The 13,132-nt window shown below is 30.0% G+C and carries 12 protein-coding genes; 4 read left to right on the top strand and 8 right to left on the bottom strand.

All coding sequences use genetic code 11. The features are described from left to right. The first annotated feature begins 40 nt into the window (after window positions 1-40). Window positions 41-967, top strand: a complete 927-nt coding sequence (mdh, locus tag WAO74_RS07760; RefSeq protein WP_422160965.1) for a malate dehydrogenase — start codon at window positions 41-43, stop codon at window positions 965-967. A gap of 92 nt (window positions 968-1,059) precedes the next feature. On the opposite strand, the gene WAO74_RS07755 is transcribed toward mdh, so the two are convergent. Further along, window positions 1,060-2,736 (bottom strand): formate--tetrahydrofolate ligase, encoded by a 1,677-nt coding sequence (locus WAO74_RS07755; protein ID WP_422160963.1) that lies wholly within the window; start codon window positions 2,734-2,736, stop codon window positions 1,060-1,062. 202 nt (window positions 2,737-2,938) lie between these two features. Between WAO74_RS07755 and secDF the strand changes: the two genes are divergently transcribed. The 3 genes from secDF to obgE all read left to right on the top strand — a co-directional run bounded on the left by secDF (window position 2,939) and on the right by obgE (window position 8,231). Then, window positions 2,939-5,929 (top strand): protein translocase subunit SecDF, encoded by a 2,991-nt coding sequence (gene secDF / locus WAO74_RS07750; RefSeq protein WP_422160961.1) that lies wholly within the window; start codon window positions 2,939-2,941, stop codon window positions 5,927-5,929. 103 nt (window positions 5,930-6,032) lie between these two features. Beyond that, window positions 6,033-7,151, top strand: a complete 1,119-nt coding sequence (locus tag WAO74_RS07745; protein WP_422160960.1) for an adenylate kinase — start codon at window positions 6,033-6,035, stop codon at window positions 7,149-7,151. Window positions 7,152-7,241: 90 nt separating this feature from the next. Next, window positions 7,242-8,231 (top strand): GTPase ObgE, encoded by a 990-nt coding sequence (gene obgE / locus WAO74_RS07740; RefSeq protein ID WP_422160958.1) that lies wholly within the window; start codon window positions 7,242-7,244, stop codon window positions 8,229-8,231. A 33-nt stretch (window positions 8,232-8,264) separates the two neighbouring features. Here obgE and WAO74_RS07735 read toward each other — a convergent pair whose 3' ends face one another. The 7 genes from WAO74_RS07735 to WAO74_RS07705 form a co-directional block, all read right to left on the bottom strand. Further along, window positions 8,265-8,738: a hypothetical protein gene (locus tag WAO74_RS07735; protein ID WP_422160956.1), complete on the bottom strand. Its 474-nt coding sequence runs from the start codon at window positions 8,736-8,738 to the stop codon at window positions 8,265-8,267. 60 nt (window positions 8,739-8,798) lie between these two features. Then, window positions 8,799-9,539, bottom strand: a complete 741-nt coding sequence (locus WAO74_RS07730; RefSeq protein WP_422160954.1) for a hypothetical protein — start codon at window positions 9,537-9,539, stop codon at window positions 8,799-8,801. Between the two features lie 32 nt (window positions 9,540-9,571). Further along, complete coding sequence (locus WAO74_RS07725) at window positions 9,572-10,915, bottom strand: M56 family metallopeptidase (protein WP_422160952.1); 1,344 nt, start codon at window positions 10,913-10,915, stop codon at window positions 9,572-9,574. Between the two features lie 114 nt (window positions 10,916-11,029). Further along, entirely contained in the window at window positions 11,030-11,392 is a 363-nt protein-coding gene (locus WAO74_RS07720; protein WP_422160950.1) for a BlaI/MecI/CopY family transcriptional regulator, read from the bottom strand. A gap of 154 nt (window positions 11,393-11,546) precedes the next feature. After that, window positions 11,547-12,137, bottom strand: coding sequence for a PhnA domain-containing protein (locus tag WAO74_RS07715; protein WP_422160948.1), 591 nt, complete (start codon window positions 12,135-12,137; stop codon window positions 11,547-11,549). A gap of 38 nt (window positions 12,138-12,175) precedes the next feature. Continuing rightward, on the bottom strand, window positions 12,176-12,877 hold the full coding sequence (locus WAO74_RS07710) for a crotonase/enoyl-CoA hydratase family protein (RefSeq protein WP_422160947.1): 702 nt from the start codon (window positions 12,875-12,877) through the stop codon (window positions 12,176-12,178). Then, a complete protein-coding gene (locus WAO74_RS07705) occupies window positions 12,877-13,128 on the bottom strand; it encodes a CBU_0592 family membrane protein (RefSeq protein ID WP_422160945.1) in 252 nt (83 codons plus the stop codon). The genes WAO74_RS07710 and WAO74_RS07705 overlap by 1 nt, the downstream gene beginning before the upstream one ends. Window positions 13,129-13,132: the final 4 nt, after the last annotated feature.

Genomic DNA, 13,132 nt, shown 5'->3' with positions numbered 1-13,132 from the left:
TTTGTACTTCTTATTTTAACTTTTAAAAAATATATTTATTATGAAAATTACGGTTGTTGGTGCAGGTGCAGTAGGTGCAAGTTGTGCAGAATACATAGCAATAAAAGATTTTGCTTCTGAAGTTGTTTTATTAGACATTAAGGAAGGATTTGCAGAAGGCAAAGCTATGGATTTAATGCAAACAGCTTCTTTAAATGGTTTTGACACAAAAATTACTGGCGTAACAAATGATTACAGTAAAACAGCAGGTTCTGGTGTTTGTGTAATTACATCAGGTATTCCTAGAAAACCAGGCATGACACGTGAAGAATTAATTGGGATAAATGCAGGAATTGTAAAAACAGTATCATCAAACTTAATTGAGCATTCTCCAAATACAATTATTATCGTAGTTTCTAATCCTATGGATACTATGACTTATTTAGTTCATAAAACTACAGGGTTACCAAAAAATAGAATTATAGGAATGGGTGGAGCTTTAGATTCTGCTCGTTTTAAATACAGATTAGCAGAAGCTTTAGGCGCTCCTATTTCTGATGTTGATGGAATGGTTATTGGTGGTCATTCAGACACAGGAATGGTTCCTTTAACAAGATTGGCAACAAGAAATTCTGTTCCTGTTTCTGAATTTATTTCTGAAGAGAGATTGACACAAGTTCTAGAAGACACTAAAGTTGGTGGTGCAACTTTAACAAAATTATTAGGCACTTCTGCTTGGTATGCTCCAGGAGCTGCAGTTTCTGGTTTAGTTCAGGCAATTGCTTGCGATCAAAAGAAAATTTTTCCTTGTTCTGTTTTGGTAGAAGGTGAATATGGTTTAAATGATTTATGTATTGGAGTTCCTGTTGTTTTAGGTAAAAACGGAATTGAAAGCATTGTTAAAATCAATTTAAGTGATGCCGAAAAAGCACAAATGAAAGCTTCTGCAGAAGGTGTTTCTGCAACAAACGCTTTGTTAGAATTATAATTAATTTCAAGTTTTAGAATTTAATAACAATAGAAAAATCCAGCTTAAAAGCTGGATTTTTTAGTTTCTTTACTTTTACTACCTCTTAAAATTTAAGACAATCCAGAAATAACACCATTATTATCAATCGTCATATTTTCGGATGCAGGATTTGTTGGTAATCCTGGCATTCTCATCATTTTCCCTAAAATTGGAATTATAAATTGTGCACCAGCTGCAATTTCAATTTCTCGAACAGTAACAGTAAAACCTTCTGGTCTGCCAATTAAAAACTCATTATCTGAAAAAGATTTTTGCGTTTTTGCCATACAAATTGCAAAATTATTAAAGCCCAATCTATCAATTCTTCTTAAATTTAATTGAGCTTGTTTGCTATATTCCACATTTTTTGCTCCATAAATTTCTTTTGCAATTTTCTCAATTTTTTCTGTTACTGGTTGATTCCAATTGTATAAAGGTTTGTATTGTGTTGCTTTATTATCAACCACATTTACAACAGCTTTAGCTAAGTTTTTGGTTCCTTCTCCGCCTTTTGCCCAACCTTCAGAAACAACAGCTTCTACTCCTAAACTGGCACATTTAGCAATTACAAAATTAACTTCTTCTTCAGAATCTGACACAAACGAATTAATTGCAACTACAGGTTCGATATTAAATTTTCTAATGTTTTCTATATGTTTTTCAAGATTCTTAAAACCTTCTTGAACTCTTTCTAAATTTGGAGTGTTATATTCTTCTTGTTTAGAACCTCCATGATGACGTAAAGCTCTAATTGTAGCAACCAAAACCACACATTTAGGATTTAAGTTTGCAAACTGAGATTTAATATTTAAGAATTTTTCAGCTCCTAAATCTGCCCCAAAACCAGCTTCTGTAACTACATAATTAGAAAGTGATAATCCTATTTTTGTAGCAATAATTGTATTGGTTCCTTGTGCAATATTTGCAAAAGGACCTCCATGAATAATTGCAGGATTCTCTTCTAAAGTTTGCACTAAATTGGGCTTAATCGCATCTTTTAACAAAATAGCCATCGCATTTTCTGCTTCTAAATCTTTGGCAAAAACTGGTTTATTGTCAAAAGTGAAACCAATAAAAATGTTTCCTAAACGTTCTTTTAAATTTTCTAAATTGGATGCCATGCATAAAATTGCCATCACTTCAGAAGCAGCAGTAATATTAAATCCATCTTGTCTTGGAATTCCGTTTGCAGTTCCACCTAGACCAATTGTAATCTCTCTTAAAGATCGATCATTCATATCAATAACTCTTTTCCAAAGAATGGTTCTTGGATCGATATTTAAGTTATTGGCTTTACTTTGAATGTTATTATCAATTAAAGCCGATAACAAATTATTTGCTTTTTCTACAGCGCTGAAATCGCCTGTAAAATGCAAATTGATATCTTCCATAGGCACTACTTGAGAGTATCCACCACCTGCTGCACCTCCTTTTATTCCAAAAACGGGCCCTAAAGAAGGTTCTCTTAAAACAACTGTTGCCTGTTTTCCGATTTTATTTAAGCCTTCAGTTAAACCAATTGAAACTGTTGTTTTTCCTTCACCTGCTGGAGTTGGAGTTAATGCAGTTACTAATACCAAATTATTCTTCTCAATTTTTTTATCATCAATTAAAGACAGAGGTAATTTTGCTTTGTATTTACCATACATTTCTAAATCATCTTCTAGAACATCTAACTTTTTTGCAATGTCTTTAATATGAAGTAATTGTTTTGCTTGTGCAATTTGAATATCCGATAAGTGTACCATATTTATAATTTATGTATTGTTATTTTATCAATTTAATCGATTAAATATAGTCAATTTTAAGAGTTCTCAATTTTTGAGATTTTTGTATTCTAAAAAATCGTTTAAAGTACTTATACAAATATGATAAAATAATTGTTTACCCTACTTTGAAATACTATATTTGCACGTTTTAAAAAAAAGAAGTCGACATAAAATAACGAAGATGCAAAACAAAGGACTTATTAAATTATTCGCAATCCTTTTTGGATTAGTGAGTTTATATCAATTATCATTTACTTTTTTAGGGAATAAAGTAGAAGACGAAGCTACTGTTTACGCTGCAAGCAAGGTAACTGATAACAATGCAAGAGAAAAAGCTCGTTTAGAGAGAAGGTATTTAGATAGTGTTGCCAATAAAGACATTATAAATTTAGGTATTACATCATTTACTTATAATGATGTAAAAGACAAAGAGATGAATCTTGGTCTAGATTTAAAAGGTGGTTTTAGTGGAGTTTTACAGGTATCTGTAAAGGAAGTTTTAAAAAGTTTATCTAACGATTCTAAAAATGAGGCGTTTAATAAAGCTTTAGAAACAGCAGATGTTAGGCTTAGAGAAAGTAATGATACCTACTTGAATTTATTTTTTGAAGAGTTTGAAAAGATTGCAGGAACTACAAAATTAAGCGATCCTTCTATTTTTGGAACCAAAGCTTTAAGCGAAAAAATTGCTTTTAATGAAGCAAATGCTACTGTTAAAGAAACTTTGCAAGAAGAAATTAATAGTTCTATTGGAACTGCTTTCGAAGTTTTAAGAAGTAGAATAGATAAATTTGGAGTTACATCGCCAAACATTCAAAGAATTGGAAATTCTGGGAGAATTCAAATTGAATTACCAGGTGCTAAAGATACTGAGCGTGTTGCAAAGCTAATTACTAGTAAAGCTGAATTGCAGTTTTGGGAAGTACATACCAACGCAGACGTGCAGAACTTTTTCTTTGCTGCAAATGAAAAAGTAGCAGAATTATTAAAAGATGATTCAGTTCTAGAAACTGAAAAAGACACTCTTAAAAAAGATAATATTGATGATATATTAGGTGAAACTGTAGATTCTACAAAGGTTCAGAAAAACCTTTTCACGTATTTACTACCTAATATTGCTCAAAACCAACAACAATTAAGTTCTTTAGTTGCACAAGTTAAAGTAACAGATACAGCTACTGTAAACAATTTATTAAAGAAAAAAGAAGTTCAGGCTTTATTATCTGCAGATTTAAAATACACTAAATTTCTTTGGGACTATAAGCCTTTTGACAACAAAAATATTGATGCAGATAATGCAGGCCAATACATAGGTTTATATGCTATAAAAGGCAACAGAACAGGAAAACCAACTATAGAAGGTGATGTAATTTTAGATGCTTCTCAAGTATTTGACCAATTAAACAAACCAGAAGTTAGTATGACCATGAATAGCTCTGGAACTAAACAATGGGCAAAAATGACTGGTGATAACATTGGTAATTTTGTAGCTGTAGTTTTAGATGACTATGTTTATACTGCTCCTTCTGTAAACCAAGCAATTACTGGTGGTAGAACTTCTATTTCTGGAGGAAGCATGACTGTTGCAGAAGCAGAAGATATAGCAACTGTATTAAAAGCGGGTAAACTACCTGCTGCTGCAAGAATTATTGAAGCAGAAGTTGTAGGTCCGTCTTTAGGCCAAGAAGCAATAGATGCAAGTTTCATTTCTTTTGGTTTGGCTATTTTATTAGTGTTAGCTTGGATGATATTATACTATGGAAAGGCTGGTATATATGCAAATGTAGCTTTAGTTGTAAATATCTTGTTTATTTTTGGTGTCTTATCTTCTTTTAATGCTGTGTTAACTTTACCTGGTATTGCAGGTATTATCTTAACTATTGGTATGTCTGTAGATGCCAACGTAATTATTTTCGAAAGAATTAAAGAAGGTTTGTCCTTTAAAAAGGGATTAAAACAATCTGTAGAAGAAGGTTTCTCTATTAAAGGAGCTTTATCTGCAATTATAGATGCAAATATTACAACATTATTAACAGGTATTATTTTATATGTTTTTGGTACAGGACCAATAAAAGGTTTTGCTTTAACTTTAATGATTGGTATAGCAACCTCATTATTCACAGCTGTATTTATAACTAGATTGTTAATTGATAGTGCTGTTAATAAAGGTGCTAACTTAACATTTAACACCTCTATTTCTAAAGGATGGTTCTCTAATATAAATATTGCATTTATTAGAAAACGTAAAATTGCCTATATCATCTCTGGAACAATTATAACCATTGGAATAATTTCTATTTTTTCATTAGGATTAAAACAGGGTGTTGATTTTAAAGGTGGACGATCTTATACAGTTCGTTTTGATAAAGCCATGAATGCAACAGAAGTAGCATCAAACTTAAAAGAAGTATTCGGTTCAGCTCCTGAAGTTAAAACGTATGGTACAGATAATCAATTAAAAATAACAACTGTTTATAGAATTGATGAGGAAGGGCAAGAAGTAGATGAAGAAGTACAAAACGCGCTGTTTACAGGATTAAAACCTTACATAGGTAACACAACTTATGCAAACTTTAAACCAGGCTTTGAAAAAGCAGAAAATTCCAACGGAATTATGAGCTATAGAAAAGTAGACCCAACAATTGCAGATGATATTAAAACATCTGCTTTATACGCAGTCTTTGGCTCATTAATAGTTGTTTTCTTATACATCTTGCTACGTTTTAGAAAAGTATCTTTCTCTATTGGAGCAGTAGTTGCTGTTTTTCATGATGTATTAATTGTATTAGGTGTATTCTCTATAGCTTATAGTTTTATGCCTTTCGATATGGAAATAGATCAATCTTTTATAGCCGCCATTTTAACTGTGGTCGGGTATTCTCTGAATGATACCGTAATTATTTTTGATAGAATTCGTGAATTTACAAACGAAAGGACAGGAAAACATAATGAATTGATTAATGATGCAATCAATAAAACGTTAGGAAGAACTATAAACACTTCTTTAACCACATTATTAGTAATGTTGGCCATCTTCTTTTTCGGTGGTGATTCTATTAAAGGATTTATGTTTGCATTAATTATTGGAGTAATTGTTGGTACATATTCTTCGATATTCGTAGCAACACCAATTATGTACGACACAACTAAAAAAGAAGATAGAAACAAATAATTTTTAATTTTATAAAATAGAAAACCGTTTTGTTTGCTAAATTTATTTTGGTAACTCAAAACGGTTTTTTCATTAAACTTATAGCATTTATATTTGCATTTTTATGAGTATTCTAAAACTTCACGATTTATACTTTAAACCTTTCATTAACAAAAAGGAAATAAGTTATATTGTAAAACATTTAGCACAACAAGTAAAAGCAGATTTACCAAAAGATGAAATACCAATATTTGTTGGAATTTTAAATGGTTGCTTTTTATTTGCTGCAGATTTTATTAGAGAATACAAAGGTAACTGCGAAGTTTCATTTGTAAAACTAGCTTCTTATCAAGGAACCTCTTCATCAGAAAATGTAAAGCATTTGGTAGGTATTAATGAAGATTTAACTGGTAGAACTGTTATTATTTTAGAAGATATTATAGACACAGGTGCTACTTTACAAGAAATTTATAATATATTTAGAACCCAAAATGTAAAAAAATTAAAAGTAGTTTCTCTATTTTTTAAACCAGATGTATTTAGAAAAGAACTTCCAATAAATTATATTGGCAAAAGTATAGAAGACAAATTTATTGTTGGCTATGGTTTAGACTACAATGGTTTAGGAAGAAATTACCCAGAAATATATCAATTATCAACAACACCAAGAATGAAAAACATCGTATTATTTGGCCCTCCAGGAGCAGGAAAAGGAACACAAGCTAACTTCTTAAAAGAAATGTATAATTTAATGCATATTTCTACAGGAGATGTATTTCGTTTTAATATTAAAAACCAAACAGAACTTGGGTTGTTGGCTAAAAAATATATGGATGAAGGAGATTTAGTGCCAGATGAAGTAACCATTAATATGCTAAAAGCTGAAGTAGAAAGAAATGCGGATGCCAATGGTTTTATTTTTGATGGCTTTCCAAGAACTCAATCTCAAGCAGAAGCTTTAGACGAATTTTTAGGCCAAAAAGGTGAACAAATAAATGCAATGATTGCTTTAGAAGTTCCAGAAGATGTTTTAGTAACTCGTTTGTTAGAAAGAGGAAAAACAAGTGGTAGAACAGATGATACAGATGAAGTTAAAATAAGAAATCGTTTTAACGAATACAATACAAAAACTGCTATTCTTAAAGATTATTTCGAGGCTCAAGATAAATACTATGGTATTAATGGTGTTGGGTCTATAGAAGATATTACAAAAAGAATTTCTGGGGTATTTGACACCCTTTAAAATAGTTTAATTGTTTAAATGTTGAAGCGTTTAACAGATTAAGATGCAAAACAATTATACAAATAAACAATTATACAATTAAACATAAAAATGACAGAAGGTAACTTTGTTGACTACATAAAAATATATGCTTCTTCTGGAAAAGGGGGGCAAGGTTCTGCGCATTTACACAGAGAAAAGTTTATTTTAAAAGGTGGTCCAGATGGTGGTGATGGAGGACGTGGAGGACATATTATTTTACGTGGAGATAAAAATATGTGGACACTTTTTCATCTAAAATTTAAAAGACATTTTAGAGCAGAAGGTGGTGGTGCAGGAAGCAAAAGTAGAAGTTCTGGTGCAGATGCAGAAGATATTTATATTCCTGTTCCTTTAGGAACTATTGTTAGAGATGCGGATACCAATGAAGTTTTGCATGAAATTACAGAAAATAATCAAGAAATAATTTTATTAGAAGGTGGAAAAGGTGGTCTTGGAAACTGGAACTTTAGAACCTCTACAAACCAGACACCAAGATATGCACAACCAGGAATAGATGGACAAGATGGTTGGTATAGAGTCGAATTAAAATTATTAGCAGATGTTGGTTTGGTAGGTTTCCCAAATGCAGGAAAATCGACATTATTATCTGTTTTAACGGCTGCAAAACCTAAAATTGCAGATTATGCTTTTACAACTTTAAAACCTAATTTAGGTATTGTAGAATATAGAAACCAAAGCACTTTTGTTATTGCAGATATTCCTGGAATTATAGAAGGAGCTGCAGAAGGTAAAGGTTTAGGGCATCGTTTTTTACGTCATATAGAAAGAAACTCAGTTTTACTATTTTTAATTGCTGCAGATTCTGATGATATTAATAAAGAATATGAAATTCTACTAAACGAACTAAAAAAACACAATCCTGAGTTGTTAGACAAAGACCGATTATTAGCAATTTCTAAAACGGACATGTTAGATGACGAGTTAATAGCCGAAATAAAAACAGACTTGCCAAAAGGTATAGAGACTATGTTTATTTCCTCTGTTGCAGAAATAGGTTTGCAAGAACTAAAGGATAAATTGTGGAAAATACTGAACTAAATTAGTTACAAGTATTTAATAACAAAAGCTCTATTACAGTTCTTTTAAAACAATTTTAATTGGTAATTGATATTCTGTAGCAACAGGAATTCCTCTCTTAATGGCAGGATAAATTTTAGGCAAATTATTTACAGAAATATGAATGATGCTATCCAATTCTGGAAGTTCCTTTTTAATAATTTCTGATGATTGTAGTTCTTTAAATATAATTTCTCCCTTATCATTTATAATTAGATCCACATAAACAGTTTCGTTAATAGAATCTTTTACAGACAAAGAATGCAGCAGTAACTCCTCTCCTATTTTTTGATGAATTGTATTTCTAAAACAATCAGATTTTTCTATTTTATCAATAATAGAATCGCAGATTTTAAAAGATGGAGAAAGATCTACAGAGGTAAAATCTACAATCGTATCTAATTGCTGTAAGTTTTTGTTTTTAGAAAATGGCAATTTATCACAAGATGTGATAAAAATTAGCATCAATAAAAAAGAAAAAACACGCATTTTACAGTTTCTATTTACTGCGTGAAATTACTAAATTTTATTGAGTTAGATTCCCTGAAATTAATCTACTAAAATTGTAATCGGAATTTGATATTTTACTGAGACTTTTTTACCATTCAATTCAGCTGGTCTCATTTTTGGTAACAAATTTATTACTCTAACTAGTTCTAGTACTAAAGGTCTTTTAGGGGCTTCAGCAGCACCATAAACAATATAGCCTCTATTATTAACCGTAAAACCTAAAGTAACTTTTAAATTTCCCTTTGGTAAGTCTAATTTATGCAGTGACTTTTCATTAAAATATTTAAAAAAGTGTTTTGTTACACTGTCAATAAAACATTGTTTACTATTCAATTCACAACCAGGAAAAGTAGGTAGAACATCAAATTCATTTAAAAAGTAAATACTTTTATCACTTCCATCATTAAATCCTATTATTTTGTACTTATACGAAAGTAGTTTTCGCTTACCACTTGGTTTTATAATTTTAATTTCCTTTCGATATAAAGTCCCTGAATATTCATCGTTTAAAGTAGTTTTATAAAACTCCTCTTTTTCAGGTTCACTTAAATCGTCAAAATCTATTTCTTCACCTTTTGGATATTCATCTCCGTAATAAATATCCATATAGGTTTTTGTGGTATCTCTATATTCTTCAGGAACATTATTAAATTTTTCTTTGGGATAATAAGTTATTTGTTGTTTTTCTGATAATTTTTCTTCTCCTTTTTTATTACAAGATAAAAAAGAAAATGAACCAATAATTGCAAGTATTAGAAAGAATTTTGTTGACTGTTTCATTTTTCACTTTTTAAAATTTACTGTCTTCTATATTATTTACTTAAGTTTTTATGATTTAAATTGTTTTGAAAATGTTCTTGTAATTTTTCTGAAAAACAATCTATATCTCCATCTTCACATTCAGGAAAAGTTGGTGCTTCATCTACTGTATAGATTGTTAATTCTTTAGTTTCTGTTTGGTTACTATTCTTTCCAATAAAATTCAACCCCTTTTCTATTGTTCCATAGGCATTTCTACCATTTGGCATTTTGAAAAATTTATATTTCAATGACTTTAAAATTGTAGGTTTATCCTTAAAATGTTCTTTGGTTCTCTTTAAATAGTCGTTAAATTCCTCTTTTTCATAAGAAGCTAAATCTTCAAAGGAAATTTCTACTACTTCTTTTGGTGGTACATCTCCCAAATAATCATCCAAATAGGTCATCTCATAACCTTCAAAACTAACCAATTTCCCATTACTATTTCTATATTTTGTTTGCAGTTGCTTTCTTGGAGTAATTTCATTCTCTGAAAAATTTTCAGAACAAGAACTATAAAAAAGCATACTCACTAATGCAGGAATCAACAGCAAATATTTAAGTTGATTGATTTTTTTGGATTGTTTTTTCGTCATCATAATAATTCTTTTTTTAATTAAACTTTTTTTATAAAATTGATTTACAAATGCAATATTCTCCACCTGAAAAAAGCTAGACAATAAATTATTTATGTAACTTTCTTTGGTTTCAGATTTTGCTACAACAGCATCAGAAATGTATTCGTGTACTAACGTGATTCTCTTTTGATAGAAATAAATTATTGGGTTAAACCACATTGCAATTTTTAGGATTTCGAAAAACAATAAATCTAAAGAGTGTTTTTGTTGGCTGTGCACTAATTCATGCTGAATGATTTTTTCTCTCTTACTTTCATCAATCTCTTTTCCCAAAAAAATATAGTTAAAAAATGAAAATGCTTTGGTTTCTTTGGGCAATAAAATCAACGTAAAATTAGCCTCTTTTACAACTTTATATTTTCTGATGATATTGATAATCTTCACTAATTTTATCAAAAATAAAACTGAAAAAAGCGCAACTCCAATCCAAAATAAAATGTTGATATAGTTTACAGATTCATAAAAACCAGTTTCTGTTATTTTTTGTTGAATTACTTTTTCTGGCGATAAAACAATCTCTGGTAAATACACAATAAACTCTTTTGGAACAGCTTTTTGAAAGGTTGGTATTTTTATCAACGGAATTAAAAAAGATACTATTGGTGTGCTTAACAAATACCATCTGTTTTTTGTAAAGAAGGTTTCTTTGCTTAAAAAGAAATCGTAAATCGCCAAGAATAAAACTTGGAATAAAATAACTTGGAGTATATAATTTATCATAGTTTTTTATTTTAAATGTTCTCGATACAATTTTGACGAAAAGTCAAAATCACTCGAACTGACAGACTTTATTTTTCACAACTGGCAACTGAAATACTGCCAACTAAAAACTGTCTACTTATTTTTATTCACTTCTTTTAAAATTGATTCTAATTCTGTAACATCCATATCATTTTCTTTTACAAAAAAGGATACCATACTTTTAAAAGAACCGTTAAAATAGCCATCCATTAATTTATGTAAACTCTCATTGCTATAGGTCTCTTTTTCTACTATAGGAAAATAAATAAAACCTCTACCTTCTGGTTTATGATTTACAAATTCTTTGGTTTCTAAAATTCTAATGATGGTTGAAACTGTATTGTAAGCAGGTTTTGGTTCTGGCAATTTATCAATCACCTCTTTTACGGAAGCTTCTTGTAAATCCCATAAAACTTGCATTATCTGCTCTTCTGCCTTTGTTAATTGTTTGCTCATATTTATAACTAATCTTTTAGTTCGAAAAAACAAATATAACTAAAAATTTAGTTTAAACTAATTTTTTAGTTGTAAATTTATACAAAATTAAAAAGCTAGAAACCTTACAGTAAGATTTCTAGCTTTATTTATTGTAAAGTAATAAGAAAATAAATTATTCCTTTTCAGACATTTTCTTTACAAAATCTGTGATGATGACAATTTGAGTTGCGCCAACTTTACCTTCAATATATTTAGCATTTGAATGGTCTAAAGAAATCCTTCTTACAGCAGTTCCTTGTTTTGCAACCATGCTAGAACCTTTTACTTTTAAATCTTTAATTAAAACCACAGAATCTCCAGACTGTAAAATTGCCCCATTTGCATCTCTATGAATAATCTTTTCGCTTTCTGCTAAATGGTCTCCAGTTTCTTTTGCATAGTTCAATTCTGCGTCTTCTAAATACATCATTCCTAATAAATCAGTTGGCCAACCTTCACCTTTTAAACGATGTAACATTCTCCAAGCCACAACTTTTACAGGCGTATATTGGCTCCACATAGAATCATTTAAACATCTCCAATGATTTGGATCTACTTCTTCTGGATTTTCAATTTGAGAAATACAAGTTTCACAAGCTAAAATAGAACCATCAAAACCAGCTGTAGAAACCGGTTTCACCTCGTAAATAGACAAATTATTGGTTGCTGTACATAACTCGCATTTGTTTCCACTTCTATTTTCTAAATCTTGTTGTAAACTCATTATTATTTATTACTTAAATGATGATTTTCAATAAAAAATTAAATATCCAAAGAAATAGTTCCTGCTAAATCTAATGCAATTGCCTCTTCTAAAGCTTCTAAATTCAATTTTCTAACTTTTAATTTTGTTGCTGCGTGTGCCTTTTTATTCAACTTAGAAAACATTTCTGCTGCTTTTTTAGCACTATTTAAAAGTAAATCTTCAGGAACAATCATATCTAAAAAACCAGCTTTTATTGCATCTTTTGGATTGTATATTTCTGCATTCACCACACTTCTATTCAAGTAAACTTCAGACAAACGTGCTTTTGCAATTGCAATTCCAGCATTGTGCATTGTCATTCCAATCATTACTTCGTTTAAACCTATTTTAAAATCGCCATCTGTACCTATTCTGTAATCTGCAGACAATAATAAAAAAGCCCCTTTTGCAATTGCATGTCCATTACAAGCAACTATTATTGGTTTGGGAAAAGACAACATTCTTAAAGATAACCGAGAGCCTTTTGTAACCAATTCTAAAGCAGATATTGGAGATTCTTTCATCACTTTTAAATCAAATCCACCAGATAAAATTCCTGGAGTTCCTGTTAAAATTACCACTTTATCTTCCTCAATTGCTTTGTCTAAACTTTTATTTAAACCCTCTATTACTTCATGAGAAATAGCATTTGCTTTGCCATTATTAATTGTAATTATTGCGTAATTTTCTTCTGATTGATAGGTTACAAATTCGTTCATTATTGTATTGTTTTAGTTTCTTTTTGATAAGTAATTAGAGAAAAAAATGAGACCAAAGCCCAAGCTCCTTCTAAAATTACAAAGGGAATATATTTTATTAATATGGATGCAATACAAGCCATTATTGCTCCACTTAAATTAAGTAGGATAAAAGCTAAACTGTCTGTTTTTATTTTTTTTATTACTGATAAAAGGTATGCTAGTAGAATTTGAAAAACGCCAAAAAAACCAATCCAATCTACAATATTCATTTTT

This window comes from Polaribacter sp., from assembly GCF_049276715.1.
Taxonomy (GTDB): domain Bacteria; phylum Bacteroidota; class Bacteroidia; order Flavobacteriales; family Flavobacteriaceae; genus Polaribacter.
Note: the sequence above shows the minus strand (reverse complement) of the source record. Positions and strands in the feature narration are given on the sequence as shown.